This window comes from Caldanaerobacter subterraneus subsp. tengcongensis MB4 (assembly GCF_000007085.1).
GTDB classification, from domain to species: Bacteria; Bacillota; Thermoanaerobacteria; order Thermoanaerobacterales; family Thermoanaerobacteraceae; genus Thermoanaerobacter; species Thermoanaerobacter subterraneus.
Genome location: NC_003869.1, coordinates 1,565,334 through 1,579,584, shown reverse-complemented (window position 1 = coordinate 1,579,584; position 14,251 = coordinate 1,565,334). Strand labels below are relative to the sequence as shown.

Genomic DNA, 14,251 nt, shown 5'->3' with positions numbered 1-14,251 from the left:
GGGTGAACAGAACTCGCTTTGAAAAGGAACTTGAAGAACTTCACTACGATATCCTCAAAATGGGGAGTTTGGTAGAAGAGGCTATTGGGAATTCTATAGCTTCTTTAGTTAACCACGATAAAGAGATGGCTCAAAGGGTTATAGATGAAGATGACAGAATTAATAAGATGGAGATAGAGATAGACGAAAAATGTGCCAAGATAATGGTTACTCAGCATCCCATTGCAAAGGACTTGAGAATTGTGCTGACAGGTCTAAAGATTGTAACAGACCTGGAGAGAATGGGAGACTATGCGGTTAATATAGCTAGGACTACTTTGAGAATTGCCGATGAGAAGTATATAAAGCCGTTGATAGATATCCCTAGGATGAGCGATGTTGTAAGAGAGATGGTTAAGCTGTCTTTAGACTCTTACGTAAGGCAGGATTTAGATTTGGCGAGGTCAATAGGCGAAAAGGATGAAATAGTAGATGCGCTTTACGGCCAAATTTTTAGAGAGCTTTTGACCTACATGATAGAAGACCCTAGAAACATTCATCAGGCAGCTGAATTTTTATTTGTTGCCAGGTACTTAGAAAGAATTGCCGACCATACCACTAACATAGGCGAATGGGTGATTTATCTAGAGACAGGTGAAAGGATAGACTTTAAGTTTGAAAACATAAAGAAAAGGTCTGGGCAGCAATAAAAAAGTGCCTGCTTCCTTCTGGAAAGCAGGCGCTTTTTTGTATATTTTCACTTCAATCTGTAAAAGATAATTTAGGAGACAATTTTATTGGAGGGATTACTATGCCACTTAGCTATATATTGCTCTCTATTACAGCTTTTGCTATACTTTTCGGATTTGCACATAGAGTGCTGGATAGAATGAAAATGACAGATATGTGGGCGTTTCTGGTTATTGTGGGAATGATTATAGGAACTTTTCTTCCCAGCCTTTACGTAACTAAATACGTTTCTGTAAACATAGGAGGGGCAGTAATACCCTTTGCTGTATCATTGTATCTATTTTTGAAGGCTGAGAGCACCAGAGAGAGAGTAAATGCAATTGTTGTCTCAATTTTGGCAGGTGTTGCTGTTTATATTGCTGGGAGGATTTTGCCAGCGGAACCTGAAGCGATGATAATTGAACCTAATTACGTCTACGGGATAGTAGGTGGATTGATTGCCTATCTTTTTTCTCGATCAAGGAGAAGCGCTTTTATAGCTGGTGTCATGGGAGTGATACTGGCAAATGTAGCTCAAGCAATAATAAACTCTATCACAGGCATAAAAGGCGCAGTTCCAATAGGAGGAGCAGGTTTTTTTGACTCTGTGGTCATTTCCATGATTATTGCGGTATTTCTTTCTGAAGTTATTGGAGAGGCGAGAGAAAAATTACAGGGAGGTACGAGTAAAAAGCATCTCGAACCCAAAGAAGGGATGGCAAGCAGTTTAACTGACATAACTTATGAAAAGGGTGATGAAGGTGAAAAGGATAGAGAATAAGATTTTTACATTTTTAGCTTTTGTATTAATTCTTGCGTCAATTCCTTTTGAAGGGCTTGGAAATTCAGGATACTACACAGTATATGACATTAAAACAGATAAAGTGCTGTTTCGAACAGCAATGGATGTGCACAAAAAAGACATGTACCTTTCAGGGGATAACAAGCTGTACGAAATAGTGGAGGTAGATGAAGGAGAGAAAATTGCTTATGCCAAGTACATACGGACGGAAAAGCTTCCAGATGTGGATGAAGAAGTTTCTGCTGCGATAGCTGTATCGCAAAACACAGGTGAAAAAAGGATAGCAATATACTCCACTCACAGTGACGAATCTTACTTGCCATCTGACGGCGCTGCTAGCATTAATGGACACGGAGGAATATACAGGGTAGATACTGCTCTTCAGAAAGCATTGGAAGACAAAGGAGTAAAGGTAAAAGTGGATTGGACCTTGTACCTTCCCCACGATGCCATGGCATATACCCGCTCAAGGGCAGGGGCTGTGAAATTGCTGAAAGAATTTAAGCCAGATCTCCTTTTAGATGTCCATAGAGATGCTGTTCCTTTGGAGGAATACATAAGGAAAATTGCAGGTAAAAATGCTGCAGGAGTGAGAATTGTCCTTGGGAGGAATAACCCCAATTTAAAAGCTAATCAAAATCTGGCGTATAGGATTAAAGCCATTGCCGACAAAACTTATCCTCACCTTATAAAAGACATATTTTTTGGAGAAGGAGACTTCAATCAGGACCTGACTCCCAATGCTCTTCTTTTAGAATTTGGGACATACCCTCACACGAGGCAAAGGGCAGAAGTTTCAGCAGGGTTTATGGCAGATGTCCTTACAAAAGCTCTTTACGGGTTGGATCAGCAAAAACAGGTGGGAACAGTTACAAAAACGCAGAAACCACTTCCCGGGCAGAATAAGGCTGCAGCTACTGGCATATGGATTTTGGTAGGAGTAGGAATAGTTTCTGCCGTTGCCTTTATGCTTCTCAGTACCGGGGGTAGGGAGATGCTGTACAAATTTTCTAAAGCGACTAAAAGAGAATTTGCCAGCTACTTAGGAAGATTTAAGCGAAAAAAAGGAGATGAAGAATGAGCATAGGACATGACCTCTATATAAAAATTGTTTTGATGGGAATTGTTATGGGAAGTCTTGCTCGATTTGTATATTTGCGAGTAGATTACAGGCAATATCCCACATATCCACAAGGGTACATGACACATTTGACACTAGGTGTGATATCTGCAGCTTTAGGAGCCTTTTCTGTTCCTGCCCTTATCGAAAAGCAGTACACTGCTGTGACATTTCTTGCTTTAGCGGCACAGCAGTTTAAAGGCGTGAGGGAGATAGAGAGGACAAGCCTAGAGAAAATGGAATCTACTGAGCTTGTTCCAAGGGGAGCTGCTTACATAGAAAATATAGCCAAGATTTTTGAAGCGAGAAATTATATCGCTATGGCAGTGGCTGCAGTAACTTCTCTTTCTGTTTACCTTGCGAAAAGCGCTTTAGTCGGTCTTGCAGTGGGAGGAATTTCCATCTATTTATCTCGCTATGTGATGAAAACTGCCTATATAAGGGATATCGCTGATGTGATTCCAGCTAAAATAGTATTTAAAGGGCCCCGCTTAAGTGTTGAAAATGTGATTTTGGCGGACATAGGCCTTAAAGAAGGAAGAGAGATTATTGAAAAGTATGGTGTTGCTGCAATAATTCGACCTAAAAGTCTTGACAGTTTGATTTCTATAAACAACCTGGGGATAAGACAGGCCATACTTCATGAGACAGCTAACCAGCTGGGGCTTAGGATGAACATAGATACGCCTGAATTAGCTCCCATGACCATGAACAACAGCGAAAATGGAGATGTTATTGTCGTGATGGTTGTCATGAAGCCGGATGTAGATGCGTTTGTTGAAATTATCAAGAATATTCCTGCTATAGAAACTGTGAGAAAATATCCTTCCAAATCTAGAGGAGCCACAAGGAATTTGGGGTGATATAATGGAAGTTCACGTCACAGGCTATGTAGTAGCGATAGTAGCGTTAAGGAGGGCCAAAGACAATGTATCAAGCGGGACAGCTCCCATCATTTACGTCGATACGGAAGAGGATCAACAGAGAATATCTATGTACATGAGCAGAATTTTCAAAGCAGCAGTTCATGACCTTGAGAACGGAGTTTTTATTTTAGTTAAGCAATATTAGGTGATGTTATGAAAGCGATTTATTATAGTTTCTACGGATGCTATTCTTCTCCCATTTGCGCTTATCTTCATCTGAATGAGAAGTTCGATATTGGAGAAGAGGAATTTTTTAAAATCCCCTTTTTATTCCAAGTAGATTATGGGAATATAAAATACATGGGAAAAGATGGGTGTGGAAATGAAATTTTTGTGATGGGAGTGAAAAATTTTGGTGAAAACATAAAGAGGACTTTAAAAGACTTGATGAAGGTTTTTGACATCGATGATGATGTGATTTTTATAGATACCTCCCAGTATGATTTTAAGTTTTTTGGCTTTTTACTGGGGCTAAGAGAAAATAAGATATTCAGAAATACTGTAGAGAAATTTTTTTATGGCTACTACCTCCAAAAAAGAAAACACATGAAAAAATTTGTTGAAAAATATAAGAGAATTTTATGAGGTGATAGAATGGTTATAATCTACATGTGCTATGGGAGTGCACATTCTTCTGTTGTTGCTGCTTCAATTCACATTGGCCTTTTGCCTACAGATAGGGTACCTAGTTTCAGAGAAATTATTTCTCTTCCTTATTATGATAAGACTTCCAATGAAGAGATTGGAACTCTTTTTTATATGGGTAAAGACGAGTTTGGAAATGAAGTTTATATCGTGGGGGCGAGAAATGGGAGAGATATTGTGACAAAAGCTATTTACAGCTTTTTGAATCTTTATGGGATTAGTGAAAAAGAAGTGCTAGTAGTGGATGCGTTGCCCGCCATTGGCATTACTACAAAAATTGGGGGGATTGCATCGCGTAGACTTGGTATTATTTCACTGGGAAGGCCAATAACAGTTTATGGAATACTGAAAAGGTATAAGAATTTTGTGGAATTAGTAACAGCTATTAAAACAAAGTTGCAAAAAATCTCTTGACGTATTTTTAAGATTAATTCATAATTTAGTAGAGGGGGAGGAGATTTAGGAGGAATAATATGCAGAAGATTAACATAAAAGATGTCATAAAAGGAAGTATAGCAGAGGAATTGGGCATACAAAAAGGCGATAAGTTAATTTCATTAAATGGAAGAGAAGTCATTGATATAATAGATTATCGCTATGAGATGGCTAATGAATTTGTACAGGTGGAAATTGAGAAAATTTCAGGTGAGAGATATGTGTTTGAAATTGAAAAAGATTACAATGAAGACATAGGACTGGTGTTTGAAGAGGAGATAATTGATAGGCCAAAGAGGTGCAGAAACAAATGCATTTTTTGCTTTATCGACCAATTGCCAAAAGGAGTTCGAAAGTCTTTGCTTTTTAAAGATGATGACTACAGACTTTCTTTTCTTCAGGGAAATTTCATAACTTTGACTAATATGAACGAGGAAGAAATTGATAGAATCATAAAATACAGGCTTTCGCCCATTTACGTCTCAATTCACACCACAGACGGCGATTTGAGAGTAAGGATGATGAGAAATCCTAACGCGAGAAATATAATGGAAAACCTAAAGAAACTAGTAAATAATGGGATTGAAGTTCACGGGCAGATTGTCTTGTGCCCGGAAATCAACGATGGAGCTGAGCTTGATAAGACGATAAAAGACTTATCTGACCTTTATTCGGGAGTAAAATCAGTGGCTGTGGTGCCGGTAGGGCTTACTGACCACAGGCATAACCTCTATCCACTGCGCCCTTTTACTATTGATGAGGCGAGGGAGGTAGTGGAGCAAGTTTCTTCCTGGCAGGAAAAATTAAAAGCTAGATTGGGAACGTCTTTTGTTTTTTTGTCTGACGAGTTTTATGTGATTGGGGATTTGCCGATTCCCGATTATGACCACTATGAAGATTTTCCGCAGATAGAAAATGGCGTTGGGCTTATGGCTTTGTTCAAGCACCAGTTTGAAGAAGCTTTTCAGAGAAGAAAGCGGTTAGTGAGAAGAAGTAATAAGCCTTATTTAATCGTCACGGGAATTGCTGCTTATGATTTTATGAGGAATATATCACAAAAACTTAAAAGTATAGGATTTGACATTGAAGTTATGCCCATAGTAAATAAGTTCTTTGGAAAAAACATAACTGTGGCAGGACTTGTAGTGGGAAAAGACATAATAGAACAGCTCAAAGGCAAGGCAAAGGGCAAGACTTTGGTTATACCTCGGGTGATGCTAAAAGAAGGTTCAGATATATTTTTGGACGATGTAAAAGTGAGAGAAGTGGAGGATGCCTTGGGAGCGGAAGTAATTGTTTCCGAAGTTGATGGAAGAGAGTTTTTACAAAAGATATACAGAGGTAGGTGAGGCAAATGTCAAGAGCGATGGTAGCTATTGTCGGAAGACCAAACGTTGGGAAATCCACTCTTTTTAACAGAATTCTTAAAAGAAGGATATCAATTGTTGAGGACATACCTGGAGTTACAAGGGACAGAATATACGGAAATGCAGAATGGCTTAACAGGAAGTTTATTTTGGTAGACACTGGTGGATTGGATCCTGACCCAAAGGACGTGATCTTTTCGAAAGTGAAATTGCAAGTAGAAGCGGCTATTGAAGCAGCAGACTTGATTTTGTTTGTGGTTGATGCGAGAGAGGGACTTGTCCCTGAAGATGAAGAAATAGCCAATATGCTAAGGAAAACCAAAAAAGAAGTGATTTTGGTTTGCAATAAAGTGGATAGTTTCAAAGAGATGCCTGCGAGTTTTTATGACTTTTTCAAGCTGGGTTTAGGAGAACCTATACCCATCTCTGCTTCAAATGGGCTTGGAATAGGTGAACTTTTGGATGAAGTGATAAAGAGGTTGCCTGAAAATGATGTAGAATATGAAGAAGAAACGATTAAAATTGCTGTGATTGGGAGACCCAACGTAGGAAAATCTTCTTTAGTAAATCGCATACTAGGGGAAGAAAGAGTTATTGTAAGTGATATACCAGGAACTACTCGAGATGCAATAGATACTCCTTTTACTAAAGATGGAAGGAATTATATATTAATTGATACTGCTGGAATAAGAAGGAAAAGTAGGATAAGCGAGTCAATAGAAAGGTACAGCGTTTTAAGGGCATTGGCTGCAATTGAGAGGGCTGATATATGCCTTCTCATGATAGATGCTACAGAAGGTCCTACGGAGCAGGATACAAAAATTGCTGGTTATGCTTTTGAAAACGGGAAGGGAATTATAATTCTTGTGAACAAGTGGGACATTGTTGAGAAAGATAGCAATACTTATAAAGAATATACAGAGATGATTAGAGAAAAACTGGCTTTTATCTCTTTTGCTCCTATACTATTTATATCTGCCAAGACAGGTCAAAGAATTCACAAAGTTTTGGAAACTGTAGATAAAGTGTGGGAAGAATATAATAAGAGAATTACTACAGGGCTTTTAAACAATGTCTTAAATGAAGCAATGCTCATGTTTCCGCCACCTTCTTCTAAAGGAAGACCTATAAAAATATACTATGCTACACAAGTAGGAACAAAGCCACCAACTTTTGTAATTTTTGTGAATGAGCCTGAATTATTACATTTCTCTTATGTGAGATTTCTTGAAAACACTATAAGGCAAAATTTTGGTTTTGAGGGAGTGCCTATTGTGATTTCTACTAAAAAAAGAGGAGAAGATTAAAGGGAAAGGGGGGAGAAGATGAAATTTGTACTCGTTGCTGTTTTGGCTTATTTAATTGGCTGTATAAATAATGCATATATTTTCACAAAATACACTAGAAATATTGACATAAGAAATTATGGGAGCGGCAATGCTGGAGCTACTAATGTCTTAAGAGTATTGGGTCCTAAGGCAGCAGCGCCTGTTTTTGTGCTCGATGTGTTGAAAGGGGTAGTAGCAGTCTTACTTGGAAAGTATTTCATAGGAATGCCTGGAGCGTTGATTGCCGGTATAGCTGTTGTGTGCGGGCACAACTGGCCGATATTTTTAAAGTTTAGGGGTGGAAAAGGAGTTGCCACAAGCGTAGGAGTGGTGATGACTATAAATCCCCTTTTAGGACTTATTGCTCTTGCGATTGGAGTAGCGGTAATTGCTATAACTCGCTATGTATCTTTGGGGTCTATGACAGGTGCTATTACTTTTGCTCTTTTGAACATATTTTTCCCTAATTCAGTTCAAGTTTTAACTTTTGCAATAGTCTTAGCGTTGTTAGTAATATTCCAGCATCGCTCTAATATAAAGAGGTTGATAAACGGGACTGAATCTAAAATAGGGCAGAGAGCTCAAATAAAATAAGAAAGGGAAAGAGAAATGAAAATAGCGGTACTGGGAGCAGGAAGCTGGGGAACTGCTATAGCTATTCACCTTAATAAATTAAACCATCAGGTAAGGCTGTGGATGAGAAGTAAGGAGCAATTTGAGGAACTTATTGCAACAAGGCACAATTCGAGATACCTTGACGTGGATCTTCCTTCAAGCATTTTACTGTACAATGACCTAGATAAAGCAGTAGAAGATTCCGAAGTAGTGGTCATTGCTGTTCCTTCCCATGCTGTAAGAGAAGTATCCGAAAAATTAAAAGGGAAAATCTCTAAAAATGCTATTGTTGTCAATCTGGCAAAAGGGATTGAAACTTCTTCATTGAAGAGAATGTCTGAGGTAATAAAGGAATACCTTTTAAACCCTGTGGTAGTGCTGTCAGGACCAAGTCATGCGGAAGAAGTAGTAAGACAGATTCCTACGGCCTGTGTACTTGCTTCAGAGGACGTTAAGGCTTGCGAATTCATACAGGAGGCTTTTATGAACGAGACTTTCAGGCTGTATGTAAATACCGATGTAATAGGAGTGGAACTAGGAGGAGCTTTAAAAAATATAATCGCTTTAGGGGCGGGGATTTCCGACGGGCTTGGCTTTGGGGATAATACAAAAGCTGCTCTCATGACAAGAGGGCTTGCCGAGATTACAAGGCTGGGAGTGGCTATGGGTTCGGACCCTTTGACTTTCCTGGGATTGGCAGGGGTCGGGGACCTTATTGTGACCTGTACAAGTAACTATTCAAGAAATAGAAGAGCGGGGATTTTAATAGGCAAGGGGAAAAGTTTAAAAGAAGCGTTAAAAGAAATAGGGATGGTAGTGGAAGGCGTAAATACTACCAAATCAGCCTACAGGCTTTCTCAAATATATGGAGTGGAGATGCCAATTACCAAGGAGATTTATTCTATAATTTTTGAAAATAAAAATCCTTTTGAGGCGGTTTATAATTTGATGACGAGAGATAAAAAGCACGAGTTACACGGAATTTAATCTCCGGCTTTGCCGGAGATTTTATATTTAATCATATAACTGTGGGGTAAAAGCATATATTAGGAATGAGAATGAGGGACATAGCCAAAAGGAGGGAATAAAGTGGAAGGCTACGACATCTATAGAGACATTGCTGAGAGAACTCAGGGAGATATCTACATAGGAGTTGTTGGCCCTGTTAGAACAGGCAAGTCGACTTTTATTAAGCGTTTTATGGACATATTAGTGCTTCCTAACCTAGAAGAAGCTCCTTTAAAAGAAAGAATAAGGGATGAACTTCCTCAGAGCGCTGCTGGCAAAACAGTTATGACTACAGAACCCAAGTTTGTTCCAGAAAAAGCAGTGGAAATAACTATAAACGAAAACACTAAGTTTAAAGTAAGGCTTGTGGATTGCGTTGGATACATGGTAAAAGGAGCGCTAGGCTACATGGAAGGAGACAAACCCAGGATGGTTTCTACCCCTTGGTATGACTACGAAATACCTTTTGAAGAGGCAGCGGAGATAGGGACAAGGAAAGTAATAAGCGACCATTCTACTATAGGGTTAGTAGTTACCACGGACGGAAGTATTACAGAAATACCGAGAGAAAATTACGTTCCTGCCGAGGAAAGGGTTATAAAAGAATTAAAAGAGCTAAACAAACCTTTTATAATTCTTCTCAATACCACTCATCCGCAGAATACAGAAACAATGAATTTAGCAAGTGAACTGGAGAAAAAGTACGATACACCTGTGATTGTAGTCAATGTGATGCAGATGGAGATTAAGGATATTTACAAAATTTTGGAAAAAGTGCTTTTTGAATTTCCAATCAGGGAAATTGCCATTGACCTTCCTACATGGGTGGATGCTCTTGATAAAAACCACTGGTTTAAAGAAAATGTGCTTTCTACGGTAAAAGAGAGCGTAAAAGATTTGTATAGGCTAAGAGATATTTCAAATCTTGTAGGCGGTCTTAAAGCAAATGAAAACTTTTCAGAGGTGTTTATAAAAAAGATTGCTCCCGGAGAGGGAAGCGCCAATATTGAGATTAAAACCCATGAAGGCTTATTTTTCAAAATTTTAAGTGATGAAAGCGGGCTTACAATCAAAAATGACAAAGAATTGATGAGTGTTATAAAAGAACTGGCACATGCAAAAAGACAGTACGATAGAATAAAAGAGGCATTTTTAAAGGCACAAGAGACAGGAGTAGGGGTAGTTCCTGCGAGTTTAGAGGAGATGAAATTTGAAAAGCCTGAAATAGTGAGGCAAGGTGGAAGATTTGCGGTAAGGCTTAAAGCCTCTGCACCTTCCTATCATATTTTCCGCACAGATATAACAGCAGAAGTGACACCTGTAGTAGGTACAGAAAAGCAAAGCGAAGACTTTGTAAAATACATAACAGAGCAGTTTGAAAATGCCCCAGAAAAAATCTGGGAATCCAACATATTTGGAAAGACATTGAGCGATCTTGTAAAAGAAGGTATGCAAAACAAAGTAAGTGCAATTCCTGAAAATTTAAGTCATAAATTGAGAGATACGTTGGAGAAAGTAGTGAATGACAGTGGCGGAGGAATAATATTCATAATCATCTAAACAAAAAGACCACTTACTTGTGAGTAAGTGGTCTTTTTTTCACTGGTCTGAGTGGGGGGACTTGAACCCCCGGCCTCCAGAACCCCATTCTGGCGCGCTACCAGCTGCGCCACACCCAGACATTCTCTGGTCTACCTTTATTTTAGCTGAAAATGAGGAAAAAATCAAGAGTTTATTTTTTCTGGCCCGTGTCAAGATTTTGTAGGTAAAAATTTTTTGTGGACAACCTTACCGCTAAAAATTTATAAGTTTAAATTAGTGATTTATATATATATTACTATTTATGTTAAATTATTACTTTGACAAAGCGTAAAGATCTTTTCTCCTTTTTCTTGCTTTTTAATGTAAAATAATGGAACTATACTCCTTCCGAGGAACCACATAAGGCCAAGGCTTCTTGTTGTAGATGAAATAGGATATTTGCCTTTAGACAACCTTGGAGCAAATCTCTTTTTTCAGCTGATAAGTGCACGGTATGAGAGAGGGAGCATAATACTTACAAGCAACAAAGGATTTGGGGAATGGGGTGAACTAATGGGGGATCCGGTTCTTGCAACTGCGGCTTTGGACAGATTGCTGCACCATGCTCATATAATCAACATAAGAGGTAACAGCTATCGTTTAAAGGATAGATTAAAGACTGGTCTTTACGGTAGTCCAAACATTAAAGCTTAATTAAAAAAACGCAGGGTGGGTCAATTTAAAACCGTTGAAAATGGGTCAATTTTAATCCGCTATTGACACTTTCAAATTATTAACCCCTTCACTTATCGCCGGGTTGTTATTTATTATATCATGCTTAAATGTTATGAATCCGCATAATTTTCAAGGTAGCGAAGGTCTTTTATTATAATCTTTTTTCCATCTATCTCAATTAAACCTTCTTTTTTCAACTTATTTAGTCCTTTTGTAACAGTTACTCTATCACATCCTATTAAATTAGCAATATCCTCATGGGTTAAAGGGATGTCTATTATATAACCTTTTTCTATTTTCTTACCTTCCTGATAAAACACTCTAATTAGAAAATCGCATAGTCTTCCCATTGAATCTTTGAAAATCAAATCACTCATTTGCATAGTAACAATTCTGAATTTTCTGCTCATGCTATGAGCAATATATTTATACATCGTAGGATTTGTTTTCAGCATAGAATTTAATTTATCTTCAAAAATAATAGATATTTCACTATCTTTTATAGCTTGACCTTCAATTAAATCAAATCCTCCTCCTAAATAAGAAAATTCCCCAAATATCTCCCCTGGCTGCAACAAATAAAGAACTTTTATCTTCCCATTTTTATTTGAAATAAATTGCTTTATCAACCCTTTCGTTATTATGGCAATATATGTTTTGTCACAATCAATTGTTATAGTTTCATTTTTCAAAAAACTCTTTTTATATCCCTCTATAGCTATATTAAGGAAAAATTTTCTCATATCTTTCTGTCGATTTATATCAAACATTTCGTTATATACCGAACTTATAGTCATCCCCTTTCAGCTCCTCATTTCTTTTCTGTTTGGAACAATAAAAATTACACCAACAATTTTGCTATTTTTACAATATGTGTAATTAAAAAGTTAACCTTTAAAATTAATTATACTATCTTTAAAATTGCATTTCTATATTTTGACCTTTATTAGGTTTTCTATATCTAAATATCTAAAAGGCATGGAGCATAAAAATCTCCATGCCTAACATAGTTTCATCTCTTTAATAAAAATGTTCTCCAGTCACCTGTTTCGATATAAATATGAGGTTCTCTTTTTATGTCTTTTTTATATACATAAACATCAATATACTCTTTTTCGCCATTCTCATAAAATACTTCTCTTTTTTCTCTTAAATACATAATTTCATGCTTATCTCCAAAATATAACTCTAACTCATCAATACTTGACAAAACATTGCCATCATCATAGAAAGTAATAATCTCCCCCCATATTTTTTCTTTCCCTTCAATTAAAGCAGGACAACTTTCCCGTATCAGGTGATAGAGATTGCCGTAAGTATATCCTTTCTTTATCTCTTTAACTTTATCTTTTAAATATTTGTTGTAATTTTCAAAACCTCTCATTAAAGTTCCATATACAAATAGTTTTTTCACTTCTCCCAAATAACTGCTATCTACTTTTTTTACAACTTTTTACAATTACTTTTATAGCAGTTTCTATAGCTTTAACCATATCCCCTAAAGACATGGAAGGAGTAGAAGGCTTATTCAAAACTTGCACTGGCAAATAAGGTATGTGAATAAAGCCCGCTTTAATGTTTAATTTGTTTTTGTGAATGTAATTTAGAATTCCATACATTAGATGATTGCACACATACGTACCTGCTGTATTGGAAATTGATGCCGGTATATTTTCTTTCTTTATCTCTTCCACTATCTCTTTTATTGGAATAGTGGCAAAATAAGCTGGAGCTCCTTCAGGGTCAATCGGTGTATCAATTGGCTGCTGTCCTATATTATCTGGAATTCTAGCATCATCGATATTGATGGCTACTCTCTCCACACTTATATCATATCGTCCTCCAGCTTGTCCAATACTTAAAACTGCATCCGGATTAACTTCCTTTATTTTTTCTATTGCCTTCTCAACAGAGAGATAAAAAACAGTAGGAACTTGAATCTTAACTATCTCCGCACCTTCTATATTATCTTTTAAGTTTTTTAATACTTCATAAGAAGGATTAATACTTTCCCCACCAAAAGGATCAAAAGCTGTTACAAGTATTTTCATTACCACATCACCCTTTCATAAAAATATTAAAATGCCCAAACATACATTAGTACTATGTGAATAATGAGCATGGCAATAGCTACAGGAACTTGATATTTTATAACTCCATATTTCTTATCTTCCATTTCCAATATTGCAGTCGGAACTATGTTAAAATTTGCCGCCATTGGTGTCATTAAAGTTCCACAATATCCTGCTGTCATACCTAAGGCCGCTACTATCACAGGATTCCCTCCTTGAGCTATTACAAAAGGAATTCCGATACCTGCTGTAATAACTGCAAAAGCTGCAAAAGCATTGCCCATTATCATGGTAAATAAAGCCATTCCTACGCAATAAGCAATTACTCCTAAAAGTATATTACCTTGAGGAATGACAGTCTTTATTCCACTTGCAATCACATCGCCTACTCCTGCAGCGGTAAAAATAGCCCCTAGAGCAGCAAGCAATTGTGGTAAAATGCTTACAGGTCCTACTACTTCAAGTAACCTCCTACCATCATCAGCCATTTCTTTAACTTTCCCTTTCGTAATAACTAATGCCAAAATTGCAGCTACTACAGTTGATATCCAAAAAGCCACAAGAGAACCCAGTTGTTTAGTCCATATTTGGGCAACAATAAACGCAACAATACCAAGAGCCAAGGCTGGAACAAAGATTAAATTGCCAATTTTTTGTGACATTTGTTGTTTAAATTCTGAGGTTGATTCGTCAAATTTTCCAATTTTGACTAACCGAAATGCAGATAACAGAGTCAATATAATAACCATGTATCCTGTATAGATATCAGGTATATAAATGTTTTTATTACCCCACAATAAGCCTATTCGGCTAAATGTAAAAATTATTCCTAATAATCCCCAAAATAAAGCAGTAGGAATTTTTGAAGGATGACTTTTTTCTTTTAGTGTAGCATACACCGAGTAAAAACAAACTATGCCCATCATAATGTATAGGATTTCAGTTAAAGCATCCTTAAGCATCAACACT

General features: G+C 37.3%; 16 protein-coding genes, 1 tRNA gene and 1 pseudogene. 13 read left to right on the top strand and 5 right to left on the bottom strand.

Translation table 11 applies throughout. The features are described 5' to 3' along the window. Positions 1–2 precede the first annotated feature (2 nt). From phoU to spoIVA, 12 genes are all read left to right on the top strand, one after another. On the top strand, positions 3–689 hold the full coding sequence (gene phoU, locus TTE_RS07775) for a phosphate signaling complex protein PhoU (RefSeq protein ID WP_009610351.1): 687 nt from the start codon (positions 3–5) through the stop codon (positions 687–689). A 101-nt stretch (positions 690–790) separates the two neighbouring features. Further along, the gene (locus TTE_RS07770; RefSeq protein ID WP_011025853.1) at positions 791–1,489 is read left to right on the top strand and encodes a DUF1614 domain-containing protein; all 699 of its coding nucleotides are present in this window, start codon (positions 791–793) and stop codon (positions 1,487–1,489) included. After that, the gene (locus TTE_RS07765) at positions 1,464–2,591 is read left to right on the top strand and encodes a stage II sporulation protein P (RefSeq protein ID WP_011025852.1); all 1,128 of its coding nucleotides are present in this window, start codon (positions 1,464–1,466) and stop codon (positions 2,589–2,591) included. Before TTE_RS07770 ends, TTE_RS07765 begins: the two co-directional genes overlap by 26 nt. Beyond that, positions 2,588–3,493: a YIEGIA family protein gene (locus TTE_RS07760; protein ID WP_009610344.1), complete on the top strand. Its 906-nt coding sequence runs from the start codon at positions 2,588–2,590 to the stop codon at positions 3,491–3,493. Before TTE_RS07765 ends, TTE_RS07760 begins: the two co-directional genes overlap by 4 nt. 4 nt (positions 3,494–3,497) lie before the next feature. Beyond that, positions 3,498–3,701, top strand: coding sequence for a capping complex subunit for YIEGIA (locus TTE_RS07755; protein ID WP_011025851.1), 204 nt, complete (start codon positions 3,498–3,500; stop codon positions 3,699–3,701). Between the two features lie 8 nt (positions 3,702–3,709). Further along, positions 3,710–4,141 carry a DUF3189 family protein gene (locus tag TTE_RS07750; RefSeq protein WP_011025850.1) on the top strand — a complete coding sequence of 144 codons (432 nt, stop codon included), beginning with the start codon at positions 3,710–3,712 and terminating at the stop codon, positions 4,139–4,141. 9 nt (positions 4,142–4,150) lie between these two features. Next, positions 4,151–4,615: a DUF3189 family protein gene (locus TTE_RS07745; protein ID WP_011025849.1), complete on the top strand. Its 465-nt coding sequence runs from the start codon at positions 4,151–4,153 to the stop codon at positions 4,613–4,615. 59 nt (positions 4,616–4,674) lie between these two features. Beyond that, positions 4,675–5,985 (top strand): radical SAM protein, encoded by a 1,311-nt coding sequence (locus TTE_RS07740; protein WP_011025848.1) that lies wholly within the window; start codon positions 4,675–4,677, stop codon positions 5,983–5,985. 5 nt (positions 5,986–5,990) lie between these two features. Beyond that, a complete protein-coding gene (der, locus tag TTE_RS07735) occupies positions 5,991–7,310 on the top strand; it encodes a ribosome biogenesis GTPase Der (RefSeq protein ID WP_011025847.1) in 1,320 nt (439 codons plus the stop codon). Positions 7,311–7,328: 18 nt separating this feature from the next. Then, positions 7,329–7,925: a glycerol-3-phosphate 1-O-acyltransferase PlsY gene (gene plsY, locus TTE_RS07730; protein WP_011025846.1), complete on the top strand. Its 597-nt coding sequence runs from the start codon at positions 7,329–7,331 to the stop codon at positions 7,923–7,925. A gap of 15 nt (positions 7,926–7,940) precedes the next feature. After that, positions 7,941–8,933, top strand: coding sequence for an NAD(P)H-dependent glycerol-3-phosphate dehydrogenase (locus TTE_RS07725; protein WP_011025845.1), 993 nt, complete (start codon positions 7,941–7,943; stop codon positions 8,931–8,933). Positions 8,934–9,035: 102 nt separating this feature from the next. After that, on the top strand, positions 9,036–10,514 hold the full coding sequence (spoIVA, locus tag TTE_RS07720; protein WP_009610336.1) for a stage IV sporulation protein A: 1,479 nt from the start codon (positions 9,036–9,038) through the stop codon (positions 10,512–10,514). A gap of 43 nt (positions 10,515–10,557) precedes the next feature. Here spoIVA and TTE_RS07715 read toward each other — a convergent pair. Further along, positions 10,558–10,633, bottom strand: a tRNA-Pro gene (locus tag TTE_RS07715). 253 nt (positions 10,634–10,886) lie between these two features. On the opposite strand from TTE_RS07715, the pseudogene TTE_RS07710 reads away from it, so the two are divergent. Next, positions 10,887–11,189 (top strand): annotated as a pseudogene (locus TTE_RS07710) (ATP-binding protein); the annotation flags it as partial. Between the two features lie 131 nt (positions 11,190–11,320). Here the strand turns inward: TTE_RS07710 and TTE_RS07705 are convergent. From TTE_RS07705 to TTE_RS07690, 4 genes are all read right to left on the bottom strand, one after another. After that, positions 11,321–12,007 (bottom strand): Crp/Fnr family transcriptional regulator, encoded by a 687-nt coding sequence (locus TTE_RS07705; RefSeq protein WP_009610358.1) that lies wholly within the window; start codon positions 12,005–12,007, stop codon positions 11,321–11,323. Between the two features lie 215 nt (positions 12,008–12,222). Beyond that, positions 12,223–12,624: a gamma-glutamylcyclotransferase family protein gene (locus tag TTE_RS13525; RefSeq protein ID WP_011025844.1), complete on the bottom strand. Its 402-nt coding sequence runs from the start codon at positions 12,622–12,624 to the stop codon at positions 12,223–12,225. Between the two features lie 16 nt (positions 12,625–12,640). Continuing rightward, positions 12,641–13,261 (bottom strand): pyroglutamyl-peptidase I, encoded by a 621-nt coding sequence (gene pcp, locus TTE_RS07695; protein ID WP_009610337.1) that lies wholly within the window; start codon positions 13,259–13,261, stop codon positions 12,641–12,643. A 26-nt stretch (positions 13,262–13,287) separates the two neighbouring features. Next, a complete protein-coding gene (locus TTE_RS07690; RefSeq protein ID WP_009610357.1) occupies positions 13,288–14,244 on the bottom strand; it encodes a DUF979 domain-containing protein in 957 nt (318 codons plus the stop codon). Between the last annotated feature and the right edge of the window lie 7 nt (positions 14,245–14,251).

Bases quoted from the DNA above. Each gene is read 5' to 3' on its own strand.
- der (WP_011025847.1), top strand. From the start codon at position 5,991: ATGTCAAGAGCGATGGTAGCTATTGTCGGAAGACCAAACGTTGGGAAA.
- TTE_RS07770 (WP_011025853.1), top strand. From the start codon at position 791: ATGCCACTTAGCTATATATTGCTCTCTATTACAGCTTTTGCTATACTT.
- TTE_RS07725 (WP_011025845.1), top strand. From the start codon at position 7,941: ATGAAAATAGCGGTACTGGGAGCAGGAAGCTGGGGAACTGCTATAGCT.
- TTE_RS07765 (WP_011025852.1), top strand. From the start codon at position 1,464: ATGAAGGTGAAAAGGATAGAGAATAAGATTTTTACATTTTTAGCTTTT.
- TTE_RS07705 (WP_009610358.1), bottom strand. From the start codon at position 12,007: ATGACTATAAGTTCGGTATATAACGAAATGTTTGATATAAATCGACAG.
- TTE_RS07750 (WP_011025850.1), top strand. From the start codon at position 3,710: ATGAAAGCGATTTATTATAGTTTCTACGGATGCTATTCTTCTCCCATT.
- TTE_RS07740 (WP_011025848.1), top strand. From the start codon at position 4,675: ATGCAGAAGATTAACATAAAAGATGTCATAAAAGGAAGTATAGCAGAG.
- pcp (WP_009610337.1), bottom strand. From the start codon at position 13,261: ATGAAAATACTTGTAACAGCTTTTGATCCTTTTGGTGGGGAAAGTATT.
- TTE_RS07690 (WP_009610357.1), bottom strand. From the start codon at position 14,244: ATGCTTAAGGATGCTTTAACTGAAATCCTATACATTATGATGGGCATA.
- TTE_RS07755 (WP_011025851.1), top strand. From the start codon at position 3,498: ATGGAAGTTCACGTCACAGGCTATGTAGTAGCGATAGTAGCGTTAAGG.
- plsY (WP_011025846.1), top strand. From the start codon at position 7,329: ATGAAATTTGTACTCGTTGCTGTTTTGGCTTATTTAATTGGCTGTATA.
- TTE_RS07760 (WP_009610344.1), top strand. From the start codon at position 2,588: ATGAGCATAGGACATGACCTCTATATAAAAATTGTTTTGATGGGAATT.
- TTE_RS07745 (WP_011025849.1), top strand. From the start codon at position 4,151: ATGGTTATAATCTACATGTGCTATGGGAGTGCACATTCTTCTGTTGTT.